14 protein-coding genes are annotated in these 17,922 nt (G+C 62.9%); 5 read left to right on the forward strand and 9 right to left on the reverse strand.

All coding sequences use genetic code 11. The features are described 5' to 3' along the window. Positions 1-3: 3 nt before the first annotated feature. Entirely contained in the window at positions 4-990 is a 987-nt protein-coding gene (locus FJ967_RS03530) for an ABC transporter substrate-binding protein (RefSeq protein WP_140730294.1), read from the reverse strand. Positions 991-1,146: 156 nt separating this feature from the next. Here FJ967_RS03530 and FJ967_RS03535 point away from each other — a divergent pair, with 156 nt between their 5' ends. The 3 genes from FJ967_RS03535 (at position 1,147) to lexA (ending at position 4,080) form a co-directional block, all read left to right on the forward strand. Beyond that, positions 1,147-1,920, forward strand: coding sequence for a GntR family transcriptional regulator (locus FJ967_RS03535; protein WP_140730295.1), 774 nt, complete (start codon positions 1,147-1,149; stop codon positions 1,918-1,920). Continuing rightward, a complete protein-coding gene (locus FJ967_RS03540; RefSeq protein ID WP_140730296.1) occupies positions 1,917-2,891 on the forward strand; it encodes a pyridoxal-phosphate dependent enzyme in 975 nt (324 codons plus the stop codon). The genes FJ967_RS03535 and FJ967_RS03540 overlap by 4 nt, the downstream gene beginning before the upstream one ends. Before the next feature lie 445 nt (positions 2,892-3,336). Next, positions 3,337-4,080 carry a transcriptional repressor LexA gene (lexA, locus tag FJ967_RS03545; protein WP_140730297.1) on the forward strand — a complete coding sequence of 248 codons (744 nt, stop codon included), beginning with the start codon at positions 3,337-3,339 and terminating at the stop codon, positions 4,078-4,080. On the opposite strand, the gene FJ967_RS03550 is transcribed toward lexA, so the two are convergent. Further along, entirely contained in the window at positions 4,074-6,530 is a 2,457-nt protein-coding gene (locus FJ967_RS03550) for a ComEC/Rec2 family competence protein (protein ID WP_140730298.1), read from the reverse strand. The genes lexA and FJ967_RS03550 overlap by 7 nt on opposite strands. A 103-nt stretch (positions 6,531-6,633) precedes the next feature. Here FJ967_RS03550 and gltX point away from each other — a divergent pair, with 103 nt between their 5' ends. Beyond that, positions 6,634-8,058: a glutamate--tRNA ligase gene (gene gltX, locus FJ967_RS03555; RefSeq protein ID WP_140730299.1), complete on the forward strand. Its 1,425-nt coding sequence runs from the start codon at positions 6,634-6,636 to the stop codon at positions 8,056-8,058. Positions 8,059-8,241: 183 nt separating this feature from the next. Next, complete coding sequence (gltA, locus tag FJ967_RS03560; protein ID WP_140730300.1) at positions 8,242-9,570, forward strand: citrate synthase; 1,329 nt, start codon at positions 8,242-8,244, stop codon at positions 9,568-9,570. Between the two features lie 60 nt (positions 9,571-9,630). Here the strand turns inward: gltA and lpxB are convergent, their stop codons facing one another. From lpxB to rseP, 7 genes are all read right to left on the reverse strand, one after another. Next, positions 9,631-10,803 (reverse strand): lipid-A-disaccharide synthase, encoded by a 1,173-nt coding sequence (lpxB, locus tag FJ967_RS03565; RefSeq protein WP_140730301.1) that lies wholly within the window; start codon positions 10,801-10,803, stop codon positions 9,631-9,633. A 1-nt stretch (position 10,804) separates the two neighbouring features. Beyond that, a complete protein-coding gene (locus tag FJ967_RS03570; protein WP_246675153.1) occupies positions 10,805-11,695 on the reverse strand; it encodes an LpxI family protein in 891 nt (296 codons plus the stop codon). Continuing rightward, complete coding sequence (gene lpxA, locus FJ967_RS03575; protein WP_140730303.1) at positions 11,682-12,515, reverse strand: acyl-ACP--UDP-N-acetylglucosamine O-acyltransferase; 834 nt, start codon at positions 12,513-12,515, stop codon at positions 11,682-11,684. Before lpxA ends, FJ967_RS03570 begins: the two co-directional genes overlap by 14 nt. A 13-nt stretch (positions 12,516-12,528) precedes the next feature. Beyond that, positions 12,529-12,996, reverse strand: coding sequence for a 3-hydroxyacyl-ACP dehydratase FabZ (gene fabZ, locus FJ967_RS03580; RefSeq protein ID WP_140730304.1), 468 nt, complete (start codon positions 12,994-12,996; stop codon positions 12,529-12,531). Next, positions 12,989-14,044, reverse strand: coding sequence for a UDP-3-O-(3-hydroxymyristoyl)glucosamine N-acyltransferase (lpxD, locus tag FJ967_RS03585; protein WP_140730305.1), 1,056 nt, complete (start codon positions 14,042-14,044; stop codon positions 12,989-12,991). The genes fabZ and lpxD overlap by 8 nt, the downstream gene beginning before the upstream one ends. Before the next feature lie 76 nt (positions 14,045-14,120). Next, entirely contained in the window at positions 14,121-16,499 is a 2,379-nt protein-coding gene (gene bamA / locus FJ967_RS03590) for an outer membrane protein assembly factor BamA (protein WP_140730306.1), read from the reverse strand. Between the two features lie 217 nt (positions 16,500-16,716). Next, entirely contained in the window at positions 16,717-17,859 is a 1,143-nt protein-coding gene (rseP, locus tag FJ967_RS03595; RefSeq protein ID WP_140730307.1) for an RIP metalloprotease RseP, read from the reverse strand. Between the last annotated feature and the right edge of the window lie 63 nt (positions 17,860-17,922).

Consider the following 17,922-nt stretch of genomic DNA (forward strand, 5'->3'; position numbering starts at 1 on the left):
ATGTCAGTCGACGATGCAGCCGCAATCGGCCATCGAAGCCGGGATCTCGATGCCGAAGGCGGCCATCGCCTTACGCGAGATCAGCGCCATGTGATCCTTGTAGGCCGGGCGCGACGGCGCGATCGTCTTGGGATCCTTGCCCTTGAGGATTTCGGCCGCGATATTGCCGGCATTGATGCCGACCTGCGTGTAGTTGACCGCGAAGCTTGCAGGCACTGTGCCGTTGCGAACCGCGCTGTCATCGGCGTTGACGACCGGGATGCCGGCCTGGCGGGCGGCCGCGGAAACAGCGGCGATCGCCGGCTGGATCAGGTTCGAGGTCGGTCCGTAGATCACGTCGGCCTTCCCGGCGAGCGAGGCGATGCGCTGCTGGATGTCATTGACGTTGTCGATACCGACTTCCACGACCTCGAAGCCGGCGGCGGGTGCCGCCGCCTTGATCTTCTCGATCAGGGCAACGTCATTGGCCTCGCCGGGATTGTAGGGCACGCCGAAGCGCTTGGCGTTCGGCAGCAGCTTCTTGGTGAACTGCATGACAGCGGCGACGTCCTGCAGATCGGTGGCGCCGGTCATGCCGTCGTCACCGGCGTCCCATGACGGCACGAGCTTGGCCGCCACCGGATCGGTGACCGCGGCAAAGACGATCGGGATGCCGGAGCCGGCGAGCGCCTTCTTGGCGATCTGCGAGACCGGCGTCGTGATGGTGTAGATCAGCTTAGGCTGCTCAGCCTGCAGCTTGGCGATCATCTGCGGCACCAGCGACGCATCGAAATTGGTGTGGCTCTCGGTATAGACGACATCCTTGCCTTCAGCGAAGCCGTTGTCCGTAAGCGCCTTCTTGAAGCCGGCTATGGCGGCGTTGAGCTGAGGGTGTTCGCCGAAATTGGCAATGCCGATGCGTATCTGATCGGCGGCCGCACTGCCGGCACTGACCATCAACGCGCCTGCCAGGGCCAATCCCGACAGCCAAGCGGATTTCGACTTCAACATCATTTCCTCCCAGATTTGATCAGCGCCGCTTGGAACCGCGGCTACTGCTGCGATCATGGTCAGTCTGTCGGCTGCTGTCAACATTATATATAATTCTTGCCATGCCCAGACTTCATATATAATTTTGGCCAGCCAGACGACGACGGATGGACTGTGATGCAGGATGAGACCAACTCCACGAAGACGGAGGCAGCCTATCAGCTGTTGCGGCGCGATATACTCACCACGCGCCTCATGCCCGGCGCTCCGCTGAAGCTGAGTGCGCTGCGCGGCACCTATGGCGTCGGCTGGACGCCATTGCGCGAAGCCTTGTCGCGGCTCGAGGCCGAAAGGCTTGTCACCGCCATCAGTAATCGCGGTTTTACCGTCGCTCCGGTATCGCGGGCTGAACTGGAAGATCTGGCGCGGGCCAGGATGGTGGTCGAGATACCCTTGTTCCTCGAATCGATGGAAAAGGGCGGCAAGGCGTGGGAGGATGCAGTCGTCACCGCCCATTACCGGCTCTCCCGTTGCAAGACCGCGGTCGACGATCCCTCGGATGCGGCCGTCGACAAATGGGACGAAAGCCATGAAGCCTTCCATGCAGCGCTGCTGAGTGCGGCCACATGCAACTGGCTGCTGCGTTTCCGCTCGACAATCTCGGATCAGCTGCGCCGCCATCATCGTTTTCTCGGTCTGGCGCCGACATTGCGGGCCGCGGCGGGCCTCAAGGATGGCTATGAAGAGGCGATGGCGGCACTGCGCGAGGCGATGGCGATCGAACATCACACGGCGATCATGGAAGCCGCGCTCGATCGTGACATCGAGCGGGCCAAGGCGCTGATGGCGGCCCATATCGGCTACACGCTGCACGTCTATGTCCACAGCGAAGACAGCGGCACCGAAAGACATGCGGCGCGCGCCGGCAGCTTGAAAGCTGTCGCCAGATGATGCCGGCGCCCGTGCGTCGGCCGACGCTCGACGAGATAAAGGCAGCTCGCGAGCGGCTTGCTGCATGGTTGCCGCGAACCCCGCTGCTGCATCTCGATCTCGGCCGTCCCGACCAGCGCATGTTCCTCAAGCTCGAGACCTTGTCGCCCATCGGCGCCTTCAAGATCAGGCCGGCGCTGAATGCCTTGCTTTCCCGCGACGCGGATGCCTTGCGCCATGGCGTTGCGACAGTCAGCTCCGGCAACATGGCCTATGGCATGGCCTGGGCGGCAAGGGCGCTGGGCGTACCAATGGCGGCCTACATGTATGCCGACGCGCCCCAGACCAAGATCGACGGAGTCCGCCGCCTTGGCGGCGACGTGCGTTTCGTTTCCCATGACACCTGGTGGCGCTACATCGTCGGTGCCGAACGGCCCGATGGTCCGGAGCTCCTCGTCAATCCCGTCACCGATCAGGCGGTTCTGGCCGGCAACGGGACGATCGGGCTCGAGATCGTCGAGGATCTGCCTGACGTCGATTGCGTGCTGACGCCCTATGGCGGCGGCGGCATGACGTCGGGTGTCGCCAGCGCGGTGAAGGCGCTGCGCGGCGAGGCCAAGATATTCGCCGTCGAGGATGAGAGCGCGGCACCGGTCAGCGCCGCGCTGGCGGCGGGGCGGATTGTCGAGATCGCCACACGCCCCTCCTTCATCAAAAGCATTGGCGGCCCCTCCCTGGTGCCCGACCTGTGGCCGTTGGCAAACCAGCTTATCGACGGCGCTATTGCCGTCAGCCTGGATCAGGTTACGGAGGCGATGCGGCTTCTGTTCTCCAAGGCCAAAGTCGTCGCGGAGGGCGCTGGCGCCGCCGCCTTGGCGGCCGCCCTCAACGGCAGGCAGGCGACCGGCAACGTCGTCTGCGTCATCTCCGGCGGCAATATCGACGCTGCCGCCTATGCGCAGGTGCTGGCGGGCAATATCCCATCAGCCTGAAGCCGCGGCCACAGAGCCGTGGCTGTGCGTTTCCCTCCTGGCGCAGCGAACACAATCGTCCTCGGTCGCGTGGGCCTGGAACAGACCGGCAACGGCGCCGGTTGGCGATTTGGCTTCGTTTCGTTCTCCGGAAACTGGCCAGGTCGATGGCGGCGAGGCGCGTCCAAACATGATTGTCCGCCCTTCCGGGCGAGCCGCATAGATTGTGGCGCAGAACCTCATTGTGCGCCGAAAAATGCAATAAAATCAGCTACCTGAAACGTTCGCATGGCGGCGATATACGTTCGCGGCCTTCCCGCGTAGCCCTCACTATGGTTACCGTCGGCTCACCATATTCATTAAACTTTAAACAGTTGCGGAACACAACTGGAACAGATAGTGTTTGTTCTGGGTTTGTTTTTCTGATTCTGAACAGAACCCTTGTTCGGATGCCTTGGGGGCCGCCATGCTGACACGCAAGCAACATGAATTGCTGATGTTCATCCACGAACGGCTCAAGGAGAGCGGGATACCGCCCTCCTTCGACGAGATGAAAGAGGCACTCGATCTTGCCTCCAAGTCGGGTATCCATCGCCTGATCACGGCGCTGGAGGAACGCGGCTTTATCAGGCGGTTGCCCAATCGGGCACGCGCGCTCGAAGTGCTGCGGCTGCCGGACTCGATCGCGCCCGGCCTCAACGCGGCGAAGAAATTCTCGCCAAGCGTCATCCAGGGCAGTCTTGGCCAGGGCAATCTCGGCCGCCAGATCAAGCCGGCGGCGGCACCTTCGCGCCTGCCCGCGGCCGGCAATGACGACGATGCCGTTTCAGCCGTGTCGATCCCGGTCATGGGCCGTATCGCCGCCGGTGTGCCGATCGATGCCATTCAGCACCAGACGCATTCGATCTCGGTGCCGCCTGAAATGATCATGGGTGGCGAGCACTACGCGCTGGAGGTCAAGGGCGACTCGATGATCGAGGCCGGTATCTTCGACGGCGACACGGTCATTATCCGAAATGCCGATACGGCAAGCCCGGGTGAAATCGTCGTGGCGCTGGTCGACGAGGAGGAAGCGACGCTGAAGCGGTTCCGCCGCAAGGGCGCATCGATCGCGCTCGAAGCCGCCAACCCAGCCTATGAAACACGCATTTTCGGGCCCGACAGGGTCAAGGTGCAAGGCAGGCTGGTCGGGTTGATCAGACGCTACTGAGCCGGCTTGCCATCGGGCTTGTCAGGCTTTTTGTAGGGCGGCAATCCCCTCGCCTCGCGTGAGAATTTACGCTGCTCGTGCCAGGGCCGGTATGGGCTGTCGACGGCGAATTCGATCTTGGCCGGGGTGGTGGCCGATTGAGGGTTGAAGAAGACGGCGGCACTTCCCTTGCGGGCGAGCTGCCTTTTCGTGACGACGAGAACCAGCGGATTGTGGCAGGCGTCGTAGGCGGTTGCGTCGTTGACGACGATCAGGTCGGCGAAAGCGCAGGCCTTCCAGGTATCCTTGCGGTCCTCCACATGCGCGATGATCGCACCTGAAGGGTGCCTGGCGAGACAGACGCCTTCGGTGCAGTAGAACGGCGCTCCCGCCGGCAGTTCTACCGCATCGCCGATGGCGAATTGCCCATCCGCCTCGTTGAATGTCTCCGGCACGACGATGGCTTCGGACGTCAGCGCGCGCTTCCAGTTATCGACTGTGAATTCGTTCGGACGAGCCCGGCTGACCGCGAGTTCGCCACCGCCGATCGGCAGCGCGACCAGCCGCGCGTCTTCCGAGATCAGCACATCGGGCGGGCGCGTGTCCGACACGCTCAGCAGGCCGGCAAGTGCGAAGGGCAGCGCGGCAAGCCGCAACCAGGTCGTCGCCATCGTCGCTATGACCAGCGCGACGGTTACCAGCAGCACGGATTGCAGCGAAATCAGTCCGACCCCATCAATTGGCGAGCGCTCCGATATCCACGCCGATATGGCGATCATCGCCGTCAGACCTTTGCCCATGAGGTAGAGAGCCGGCCAATCCAGCCCGACTGGCATCAGCAACGCGCTGGCGACCGCCAGGAACATCACGACCGACACGATCGGCATGACGGCCAGGTTGGCGAACAGGCTGAGCGGCGACACCCGCTGGAAGTGCCAGATGGCAAACAGCGCCGTGGCACTGCCGGCGATGATGGACGTCATGGCCAGTCCGCCTGCCCCCAAAAGGAGTTTCCGCGTCAGGAACCCGGCCAGGGATCGCTTGGTCGGTGGTGGCCGCGTCTTTCCACCACGGTGGTCGGCCCAGCCGGCATAGGCGCCGACCAGCGCGGCGGTCGCCGCGAAAGACATCTGGAAACTCGGGCCGACGACTTCGTGCGGCGACACCACGATGACGGCAATGGCCGAGATCGCCAGATTGCGCATGGTCAGTGCCGCGCGATCGAACAGGACGGCAATCAGCATCACGGCCAGCATGATGAAGCTGCGCTCGGCGGCAACGACGACACCTGAAATGATGAGATAGGCGGCAATCGACAACAATGCGGCGGCCGCAGCATATTTCTTGACCGGGCGGCGCGAGGAAAAGTCCGGAAACAGCGCGAATGCGCCGCGCATCAGCATCATGATGGTGCCCGCGACCAGCGCCATGTGCAGTCCGGAAATGGAAATGATGTGATAAATGCCTGTCCGCCGCATGGCTTCGTTGATTTCATCGGGAATGCCCGCGCGCACCCCGACCATCAGCGCCGCCGCGATCTCGCCTTCGGCGCCACCGACGCTGGCTCTGATATGGTCGGCGATGTCTTGCCTGGTGTTCTCTACCGACGAGGAAAGGCGCGACCACAGCGGTGCCTCATCGTCGGCGGCAACGATCCTAGGCGTTCCCATGAAGAAGCCGCTGCCGCCGATCCCGGCGAAATAGCTGTCGAAAGAAAAATCATAACTGTCCGGGCGCACCGGACCGGTCGGCGGCAACAGTCTGGCGTAGCCGCTCACCAGCGAACCAGCCTTCATGCCAGGTGGTATCCTGGCGGCGGAAATGCGGACCCGTTCCGGTGCATAGCGCAATTTCGGCCGCGCGGTGGATGTCACGTCGATGGTCAACCGGACACGTCCGGTTTCCATATAGTCGAGCGACACCACCCGGCCGGTGACCTGCGTGGCGATCTCCGAACCGAGCATCCGGGTCCCCGCCCGCCAGGTCTCAACCTTGGCGGCAAGCACACCAAGGGCGCATAGCAGCCCGGCAATCAGACATAGATGGGTTCTGGGCCAGGATCGCGTGACGAGCGCAAGCAACGCCATCAGCACGACGGCGGCGATCGGTTGGACAAAGCCCGGTTCGGCCGCCATCGAGAAATAGACGATGACGCCGAAGGCCAGGAACACCGGCACCAGCAGGAACGCGATGCCGCGATCGAGCTCCAACGCGGCCGCAGAAGCCACGCCCGCTTGCAGTCGCGGCCGTGAAAGACGGCCGAGATGGCGGCGCAGGCGAACCACCGCATGGGTTCTCGACACTGTGACCGGCGCGTTGTCGCCCTCAGGCAAGAACTGCTCGCCGGGGTGCGGCGCGGGCAATTTTGCCGGCGCCGGTGGCGCGAGCGCGGGATTGGCAAACAGGGACCGCTCGCTGACGCCGACAACGGCGTCCTCGCCCCGATCCGAGCCCCTGCCTCCTCCAGTCATCGGGTCTGCCCCTTGCGCCCTCGACACCCTATGCTACATGAACCCGCAACGCGCGAAAGTCCGCGCATTCCACATCCAGCTTCAGACGTTTTCCGAGAGTTTTATGTCCGACAAGGTCGTCACCCGTTTTGCCCCCTCGCCCACCGGCTACCTGCACATTGGCGGCGCGCGCACGGCGCTGTTCAACTGGCTCTATGCCAGGCACACCGGCGGCACGATGCTGCTGCGCATCGAGGACACCGATCGCGAGCGCTCGACCGATGCGGCTACCGCGGCCATCCTCGACGGTTTGACCTGGCTTGGCCTTTCATGGGACGGCGATGCTGTCTCCCAGTTCGAGCGTGCGCCACGCCACCGCGAGGTGGCCGAGGAACTGGTGCGCCTGGGCAAGGCTTATTACAGCTATGAGACGCCGGCTGAACTCGATGCGATGCGCGAGGCCGCGCGCGCCAAGGGCCTGCCGCCGCGCTACAACGGCCACTGGCGCGACCGCGATCCGTCGGAGGCACCCGCCGGCGTCAAGGGCGCGATCCGCGTCAAGGCCCCGACCGAGGGCGAGACGGTGGTGCAGGACCGCGTCCAGGGCGAGGTGCGCTTCCCCAACAAGGATCTCGACGACTTCATCATCCTGCGTTCGGATGGCAACCCGACCTATATGCATGCCGTCGTCGTCGACGATCACGACATGGGCGTCACCCACATCATCCGTGGCGACGACCATCTCACCAACGCCGCCCGCCAAACCGTTATCTACAACGCCATGGGGTGGGATGTGCCGTCGATGTCGCATATCCCGCTGATCCACGGCGCCGACGGCGCCAAGCTGTCGAAGCGGCACGGCGCGCTCGGCGTCGAGGCCTATCGCGCCATGGGCTATCTGCCTCAGGCGCTGCTGAACTACTTGGCGCGTCTCGGCTGGAGCCATGGCGACGACGAGATCATGTCGATCAAGGACATGGTCTCATGGTTCGACATCGGCGACGTCAACAAGGGCGCGGCACGCTTCGACTTCGCCAAGCTGGAAGCGATCAACGGCGCGCATATGCGCCGCATGGCCGACACCGAACTGTTCGACATCTTCGTAGCGACGTTGCCCTATCTCGAAGGTGGGTCGGCGATGGCGGCGCGCCTCGACGAGAACAACAAGGCGCAGCTGCTGGCAGCCCTTCCTGGCCTGAAGGAGCGTGCCAAGACGCTGGTCGAGCTCGTCGATGGGGCCGCTTTCCTGTTTGCCACGCGGCCACTGCCGATCGACGACAAGGCGGCACTCCTTCTCAACGATGACGCCCGCAAGATCCTGCGTGGTGCTCACGAAGCTTTGAAGTCGCTGTCCGGCGACTGGACGGCGGCCACGGCAGAGGCGGCGATCCGCGACTATGCGACGGCTGGCAGCCACAAGCTTGGCGCCGTGGCCCAGCCGCTGCGGGCTGCCTTGACCGGCAAAAGCACCTCGCCGGGCGTGTTCGACGTGCTGGCGGTGCTGGGACGTGAGGAAAGCCTGGCGCGCATAGCCGATCAAATCGATTAGGAGCAAACTGGCCCAAGAAGATTGGCATTGAAAGGCGCGTTTCGCAGTGCAACATTAGGCCTTGGCCCAATCTGGCACGCACCTCCTAAAATGCGGTGGCGAATACGCGCATTGCGGTGATTTCGACGTGTCGCTTTGCACGAATTGCCTTTGCCGGCATGAGGAAACGAGAAGGAGTTTGCAATGACCGAAGCTGCGAAAAAACTGGATGTGGGCGGCAAGAGCCAAGAGGCCACGGCAACGCTGGAATTCGCCGGCAAGACCCACGAATTCAAGGTGCGAAGCGGCTCGGTCGGACCTGACGTCATCGACATCGCCTCGCTCTACAGCACCACCGGCGCCTTCACCTACGACCCCGGCTTCACCTCGACGGCAAGCTGCGAATCGGAGATCACCTTCATCGACGGCGATGCCGGCATTCTCCTGCACCGCGGCTATCCGATCGACCAGTTGGCCGAACATGGCGACTTTCTCGAAGTCTGCTACCTCTTGCTTTACGGCGAACTGCCGACCAAGGCGCAGAAGGATGATTTCGACTACCGCGTGACGCGCCACACCATGGTGCACGAGCAGATGTCGCGCTTCTTCACCGGTTTCCGCCGCGACGCTCACCCAATGGCGGTCATGTGCGGCGTGGTCGGCGCGCTGTCGGCCTTCTATCACGACTCGACCGACATCTCCGATCCGTACCAGCGCATGGTCGCTTCCATGCGGCTCATCGCCAAGATGCCGACGATCGCGGCCATGGCCTATAAATACCACATCGGCCAGCCCTTCATTTACCCGAAGAACGACCTCGGTTTCGCGGCAAACTTCCTGCATATGTGCTTTGCCGTGCCTTGCGAGGAGTACAAGATCAACCCGGTGCTGGCGCGCGCCATGGAGCGCATCTTCATCCTGCATGCCGACCATGAGCAGAACGCGTCGACCTCGACCGTTCGTCTCGCCGGCTCTTCGGGCGCCAACCCGTTCGCCTGCATCGCCGCGGGCATCGCTTGCCTGTGGGGTCCGGCCCATGGCGGCGCCAACGAAGCGGCGCTGAACATGCTGGGCGAGATCGGCCATGTCGATCACATCCCGGAATTCATCGCCCGCGCCAAGGACAAGAACGATCCGTTCCGCCTGATGGGCTTTGGCCACCGCGTCTACAAGAACTACGATCCTCGCGCGAAAATCATGCAGAAGACCGCGCATGAGGTTCTGGGCGAACTCGGCATCAAGGACGATCCGCTGCTCGACATCGCGATGGAACTGGAAAAGATCGCGCTCACCGATCCCTATTTCATCGAAAAGAAGCTCTACCCCAACGTCGATTTCTATTCCGGCATCACGCTGAAGGCGCTGGGCTTCCCCACCACCATGTTCACCGTGCTGTTCGCGGTCGCCCGCACGGTCGGCTGGATCGCGCAATGGAAGGAAATGATCGAGGATCCGCGCCAGAAGATCGGCCGCCCGCGCCAGCTCTACACAGGCGCGCCGGAGCGCGACTACGTGCCGATTGCCAAGCGGTAACGAGAAAAAGTGAGTAGTCAGTGGTGATGGTCCGCTTCACTACTCACTACTCACTACTCACTACTTCGCTCTCTTGATGCACCCCATCACCACCTGCGCGGCGATGTCTCCCGATGGCTTGTCCGTTGTCATGCGTCGTGAAATCTCGCCAAAACCGTCTTTCTGCCAGGCGCGCATGCCGGTGTCGGCCAGCAGCGCTTCGAGCTGGCGCGCCAGATTGTTCGGTTTGACGTATTCGTTGTAGAATTCCGGGATCAACGCGCGATCCGATATCAGGTTGGGCAGCAGGGCCGACCAGACGGAAACCAGATAGGGCGCGACGATGCGAGCAAGCGGGTCAAGCCGGTAGCACGAAATCATCGGCACGCCCGACAGCGCCAGTTCCAGCGAGACGGTGCCGGATGCGATCAACGCCGCATCGGCCTTGCCGAAGGCCTGCCATTTGCGCTCCGGCTCGAGGATAAGCTCGGGCTTTTCGTCCCAGCGCGTAACCGCCGACCGCACGGTATCGGCGACATGCGGAACCGTCGGCAGCAACAGCCGCAGACGATGTCCGCGCGCGCGCAGCATCGACACCGTCTCGCCGAAGGGTTCGATCAGCCGCCTGACCTCACCACGCCGTGAGCCGGGCAGGACAAGCAGCGTCTTCACGCGGTCTGGCGAAAGATCGCGTGGCTGGGCCTGCGCCCTGGCAGCCGACTGCACACCTGGATCATGCGTCAGGCGATGGCCGACATAGGTGCCGGGCGGGCCGCCCAGCCGTTCGAGTTCCTTTACCTCGAAGGGCAGGATGCACAGAATATGGTCGACATAGGGCTTCATCGCCACCGCCCTGCACGGCCGCCACGCCCACACGCTCGGGCAGACATAGTGGACGATCGGGATCGACGGGTTGGCCGCACGCACCTTCTTGGCTACGCGCAGCGAAAAATCCGGGCTGTCGATGGTGATCAGGCAGTCCGGCTTGGCATCCGCAACCAGCCCCGCCATCTGTCCGATCCGCCGCATCAGGCGCGGCAGGTCACGCAGGACCGCGCTGAAGCCCATCAGCGCGACCTCGCCGGCGTCGAATGGCGAAACCAGCCCAAGTGCCTGCAGATGGCGGCCGCCGAGGCCGACCAGTTGCACATCCCGGCCTGTCGTCTGACGCAACGCCTTGATGATGTCGGCGCCAAGCAGGTCGCCGGACTCTTCGCCCGCGACGATCGCGATCTTCAGCGCTCTCTCCGCCATATCAGGACTCCGCTGCGGCCAGGCCGACGATGAACAGTCCAAGCTCATTGGCACGCGAGAGGGTCGCGGGACCTTCGAGGATCAGCGAGCGCCCCGCTTCGACGGCAATGCCAGCAAGCCCGGCCGCATGCGCTGCATCCACCGTCTGCGGTCCCATAGAAGGGAGATCCGCGCGCAACTCCTGGCCGGGCTTGGCGCATTTGACTAGAACGCCGCGCGTCTTGCCGGCAATCCGGCCATGGTCGCGCAGCAGCCGGGCGCGGTCCAGCAATCCGGCGGTGCCTTCGATGCCTTCAAGCGCGATGGTTCGGCCGCCGATCGCGATCGCTGCCTGGCCGATATCGAGCGCACCGATGGCCTTTGCCGCCGTAAAACCCGCCTCGATGTCGCGCCAGTCCGATTTCCGGGGCGCGGCCCTGGTCAACACCCCCTCGGCGGCGACAAGGTTGGGCACGATCTCGTGAGCGCCCACGACCCTTATCCCCCGGGCCTCGAGCCCGCGCGCCACCACCTTGAGCAGACCGTCGTCGCCACGCGCCAAGGCCATGAAAACGACGGGGATCACGGCAAGCAGGCTGAGGCTCGGACGCAGCCGGCTCAGTCTCGGCCTGCGTTTTATCTCGCCGGCAAGCACGAGATGGGTAATGCGGTTTCGCTTGAGCAGCGGAACCAGCGATCCGATCGCCTCGAGTGCAAGGGTCTCATGCTGGTATCGGCAGAGCTCGGCCAGACGGTCGGCCTCACCCTCCATGAGCACGATGAAGGGCGGATGGCCCTGTTCGGCCAGACCAGTGGCGACCTCGACCGGAAGGCTGCCGCCGCCGGCGATGATGCCGACCCTGGCATCGCGCGGGAGATCAAAACCGGTCGCGGCTTCCTCAGCCTTCGTCATCGGTATCGTCGCCATCACCGCCCTTGAGCGATGGCACCGCATAGTGCCGCTTGCCGCGGCTGGCGATGAAGTCGATGATCTTCATCGCGGTCGCTGACGAGGCGAACTCCGCCTTGGCGAGCTCGATGTTCTCGCCGACGGTGCGGGAGCGGTCGAAGATCGTCCTGTAAGCCTTGCGCAGCAGATAGATCTCGGAGCGCGGCAGGCCGGCCCGCTTGAGACCGATGATGTTCAGGCCACGCAAGCTGGCGCGGTTGCCGACGGCGATGGCATAGGGAATGACGTCGCCGACAAAAGCCGAGCACCCGCCAAGAAAGGCATTGTCGCCGACCCGCACGAATTGATGGACGGCACTGAGACCGCCAATATAGACGTTGTCGCCGATTTCGCAGTGTCCGCCCAGCGTTGCGCCGTTGGCGAAGGTGGCGTTCTTGCCGACGACGCAATCATGGGCGATGTGGGCATAGGCCAGGAAATTGCCATTGTCGCCGACCGTCGTTTCGCCACGGCTGGTATCGGTGCCGACATGCATGGTGACGCCTTCGCGGATGGTGCAGTTGGCACCGATGACGAGCGTGGTGCGCCCGCCCTTGTGCTTGGTGTTCTGCGGCGGCGCACCCAATGTCGCCATCGGATAGACCTTGGTCGAGGCGCCGATGGTGGTCGCGCCCATCACCGAGACATGGCTGACCAGTTCGACACCGTCGCCGATCGCCGCCTCGGCGCTGACATGGCAGAACGGCCCGATGCGCACACCCTGGCCGATTTGGGCGCCTTCTTCCACGACGGAGGAAGGGTGGATTGACGTGTTGATTTTCATAGGCACTCGATCGTCAGTCGCTGGTGACCATCATCGCTGAAATCTCGGCCTCGGCTGCCTTGGCGCCTTCTACCAGGGCCTCGCAGGCGAATTTCAGCAGGTTGCCGCGCTTCTTGATTTTCTTGACATGGATCTTCAACTGGTCGCCGGGGACGACCGGTTTGCGGAATTTGGCGTTGTCGATGGTCAGGAAATAGACCAGCGACGGCTTGGACGCTCCGAGGCTGCGGATGCAGATGGCGCCAGCCGTCTGTGCCATGGCCTCGACGATCAGCACGCCCGGCATCACCGGCTGCTCCGGGAAATGCCCCTGAAAATGCGGCTCGTTTATGGTCACGTTCTTGATGCCGACGGCGGAATCGTCGCCATCGATGTCGACGATGCGGTCGATCATCAGAAAGGGATAGCGGTGCGGCAGGAGCTTCATCAGCCCCAATATGTCGACCGCTTCCAGCGTTGTCGCCGCCACCATGTCAGCCATTGTCCTTGCCCTGCTTGCGTGCCCTGGCCATCGTGCGCAACATGGCTATCTCTCGCATGGCTTCCGCCATCGGCTGTGCCGGATAGCCACCCCAGATCTCGCCGGCCGGAACGTTGCTCATAAATCCACTTCTGGCGGCAAGCTTGGCACCCGTACCGATCGTCAGATGATCCGCGAGCCCGACGCCACCGCCCATGGTGACATTGTCACCCACCACCACGGAACCGGAAATACCTGAAAGCCCGGCCACTATGCAATTGCGACCGATGCGGACGTTATGGGCGATCTGCACGAGATTGTCGATCTTGGAGCCCTGCCCGATGATCGTATCGGACATGGCGCCGCGATCGACAGTGGAATTGGAGCCGATCTCGACATCGTCCTGGATGACGACCCGTCCGATCTGCGGCACGCGTTCCGGCCCCTTGGCGCCGCCGACAAAGCCAAAGCCGTCCTGGCCGATCCTGGCGCCGCCATGGATGATGACCCGATTGCCGATCAGCGCGTACTGGACGCTGGCGCCCGGGCCGATATAGCCGTCACGGCCAATCTGGCAGGACTGTCCGATGACGGCGTTGGGCGCGATAACAGTGCCCCTGCCGATGGAAACCCCCGGCCCGACGACCGCGCCTGCCTCGATGATGACGCCGGGCTCGACATGCGCGCTCGGGTCGACATGTGCGTGCGGTGAAACGCCGGTTTCGCCGGTCATCGGTCCAGGCGTGGCGGCTGTCGGGAACAGCAGGCGCCCGATCAGCGCGAACGCCTGTTGCGGCCGCGGATGTATGAGAACGGCAACACTGGAGGGCGCCTTGCCGGCGAACTCGGCCGGGCACAGCACCGCGGCCGCCCGCAGCGAAGGCATCAGCGCGGAATTACGCCTGCCGTCGACGAAGACGAGCGCATTTTCACCGCCTTCATTGGCTGGCGCCAGCGCTTCGATCAAAACGTCGGACTGGCCGGAATCGACAAGCACCGAGCCGGTCAGATTCGCGACTTCGGCCGCCGTATACCGGCGTGATGGCGCGAAGAACACCGGATCGGTCATTCCAGAAGCTATATCCAGCTAGGTCGGAACATTTCTCCCGGATCCAGAAAATCCGGGAGCATCGTTGGCCGCCCGATCAGAAGCGGGTCGATATGCCGAAGTTGAATTCCTGCACGTCGTCGCTCGCTTCCTTCTTGACCGGGATCGCATAGTCGATGCGGATCGGCCCAAACGGCGACGCCCACATCAGGCCGAGACCGACCGAGGCGCGCAACTTCATGCCGGTCGACGACTGATCGACCAGGCTCTGATCTGCAATCTTGCTGCCATAGAGGGTCGCCGCGTCCGCGAACACCGCGCCACGCAGACCGAAGCTTTCCGGAATGACCGGCAGCGGGAACTGGGCTTCAGCCGAAGCATTGAAATAGGTCGTGCCGCCCAGGTGATCGCCGCTAGTGCCCGATGCGACCGGACCGATGCCGTTATAGGCAAAGCCGCGGATGATGCGGTCGGTGCTCTGGAACTGATCGAAGATGCGCAGTTCACCGTCGCTGCCATAACCCTCGACGTGACCCGCGCCACCCGAAATGAGGCCGACGAGGTCGAGCTGTTCCGACAGCGTCTGGTAGATGCTGCCGCGCCCCGTGATCTTGACGAACTTGGCATCGCCGCCGAGACCCGCGACCTCGACGGTCGTGTTGGCATAGATACCTTCATGCGGGTTCTTCATGTCGTCGATGGTGTTGTAGACCAGCCCCAAGCTGACCGACGACTTGATCCACGGGCTCTGTTCAATGCCGTCCAGGATGGCCTGAGAGATGTTACAGGTACCCTGCGGAACCGCATCGGTGGGGTTGCAGCTATCGTCAACCTTATACTTCTCTTGCGAGATGTTGTACGCGAGCTGTGTCGTGATGTTGTTGGTGATCGGCAGCCCGAAGCGGATCGTCGCGCCGGTGGTGTCGCTGTCGTAATTGTTGTTGTATTCGCGCGTCGACTTGTAGATGTCGAAGCCGGCCGCGATGCGCCGCCCGAGGAAATAGGGCTCGGTGAAGGACAGGCTGTAGTCGCGCGAGTTCTTGCCGCCGCCGGCCGACACCTTGATGAACTGGCCGCGGCCGAGGAAGTTGCGCTCGGTGATCGAACCCTCGACGGTCGGTCCCGCCGAATCGCCGCCGGTCGAATAGCCGGCGCCGATCGAGAACTCACCCGTCGACTTCTCGACCACGTCGACAACCAGAACGACCTGGTCGGGCGCGGAGCCAGGCACAGTCGAGATATCGACTTTGTCAAAATAATTCAGGTCTTCCAGGCGCTTCTTAGCGCGCTGGATGAGCACCTGGTTGAACGCGTCGCCTTCGCTGACGTCGAATTCGCGGCGGATCACGTAGTCACGCGTGCGGTCGTTGCCACGGATCTCGATGCGCTCGACATAGGCCTTGGTGCCCTGGTCGACGGTGTACACCACCGAGATCGTGTGGTTCTCGAAGTTGCGGTCGCCACGCGGCGTCACCTGCGCGAAGGCATAGCCGGAGCCGGCCACCTTCTCCGTCAGCGCGATGATGGAGTCTTCGACGTCCTTGGCATTGTAGACGTCGCCCTTGCGGGTTTCGACCACCGATTCCAGCGACTTCGAGTCGACTTCCGGGATCGTGCTCTCGACGCTGATGTCGCCGAAATTGTAACGATCGCCTTCCTGGACGGTGATGGTGACCGTGTATTTGTTGGTTGCACTGTCGAGCTCGCCGACAGCGGATACGACCTGGAAATCCGCATAACCGTGATTGTAGTAGAAGCGCCGCAGCAGCTCCTGGTCGGCGCGCAGCTTGTCTTCGTCATAGACGTCGTCGCGCAGGATGAACGAGACCCAGGACGAACGCTTGGTGTTGATCACATCCGACAGGCGACGGCTGGAATAGGCGCTGTTGCCGACGAAATTGATCGCCGCGATCTGCGTGCGGTCGCCTTCGGTGATGTGGAACACCACATTCACCCGGTTGTCGCCGAGTTCCATGACCTGCGAGGTCACGCCCGCATCGTCGCGGCCGATGCGCTTGTAGGCTGCCTTGACCGCCTCGACGTCCGAATCGAGCGTCGCCTGGGAGAAGGTACCGCGCGGCTTCAGCTGAACCGCGGCCTGGAGTGCGTTGTCCTTGAGCTTCTTGTTGCCCTGGAACAGCACCTGGTTGACGACCTTGTATTCGGAAACCTTGACCACCAGGGTCGAGCCGACCTGGTTGATCTGGACATCCGAGAACAGGCCGGTGCCGAACAGCGCCTTGACCGCACTGTCGATATCGGAACTCGAGAAGGCTTTGCCGGGCTTGATGGTGATGTAGTTGCGGATCGTTTCAGCGTCGACGCGCTGGTTGCCGCTCACTTCCACTCTGCTGACGACAGCGGCTTCGGCCGCCGATGTGGCAACGAACTGCACTGCGAGCGCACCTGGTACGACCAGAGCGGCGGACAGTGCCGCCGCTGACGCGGCGTTTAGAAACTTGGATGCTGCCTTCATCGGGCTTAATAACCTTTTCTCGTAGTCCCCACGGCGAGAAAACCGGACGTGCGGTCATTTCCCCTACCGTATTAACCGGATTTTCCCTACACGCAAGGCTTCTGGTTAATTTGTATTTACTTAACCCTGTTGCGTGGCTTTCGCGTCACTCATATCCCCGTGCATGGTAAACGGCGTCTCAACATCGCCCATGCCAAAGCCAAATTCCTTCATGATTTCAGCACCCAAACAGATCGTTCCAGAATACGAAACCCATGAAGCACAGCACCAGGAGCAGACCGGCCCGATAGGCCATTTCCATCATCCGTTCCGACACCGGCCGGCGGATGACAGCCTCCACCCCGTAGAACAACAGATGGCCGCCGTCGAGGGGGGGAATCGGCAAAAGGTTTAGAATGCCTATCCCGACCGACAAGAGCGCGACAAGCTGCACCAGCCACTCGAAACCGAGTTTGGCGGCCTTGCCGGCCATGTCAGCAATCTTGACCGGACCGCCCAACTGGCATTTGTCCTCGCGCCCGACCACGAAACGCTGCAAAAACTGGCCCGTGCGCTGGATGACATGGCCCGTTTCCTCGACGGCCGCCGCCACCGCCCCAACCGGCGTGTAGGTGATGAGGCGAGGCTGGCCGAGTTCCTTGTTGTTGACGACGCCGATCACCGCAACCTTGACCTTGTTGCCGAGCGCGTCCTCCTGCTCCATCAGCTGCGGTGTCGCGGTCACCGTCACTTCCTTGCCGTTGCGCAGCATGACGAAGGTGATGATGTCGCCGGCCCGGCCCGAAACCAGCCGCTGCACGTCGCCGAACGTCTCGACCTTGCTGCCGTCGACGCTGACGAATCGGTCGCCAGGCAAGATGCCGGCCCTGGCCGCCGGACTGTCCGCGGTGACCTCCGCCACCATCGGCTCCGCGACATAGCGTCCATAGGCCCCGAACAGAACGGAAAAGACGACGATCGTCAGCAGGAAATTGAACAGCGGCCCGGCCACCACCGTCGCCGCGCGCTTCCAGATCGCCTGGGTGTGGAAGGCAATCTTGCGCTCCTCGTCGGTGAGCGTTTCAAGCTCTTCCGACGACGGCTGGGTGGAGGTGGCGTTCATGTCGCCGACGAATTTGACATAGCCGCCAAGCGGTATGGCGCAAAGCTTCCAGCGTGTGCCATGGCTGTCGTTGAAGCCGACGAGTTCCGGGCCGAAGCCGATCGAGAAGGCCCGGACCCCGATGCCGCACCAGCGGCCGACGAGATAGTGGCCCATTTCATGGACGAACACGACCACGGTCAGCACGAAGAGAAACGGCACCAGCGTGCCGAGAAAGAAGCCTTCCGTGCTGAAAATCGCGTGAAGAATCTCGTTCAATTCAGGCCCTCAAATTCTTCCGCGGTCGCGCTGTGACTGTGACATCAATCCAGGCGAATCCAA

The organism is Mesorhizobium sp. B2-3-4, from assembly GCF_006442315.1.
Taxonomy (GTDB): Bacteria; Pseudomonadota; Alphaproteobacteria; order Rhizobiales; family Rhizobiaceae; genus Mesorhizobium.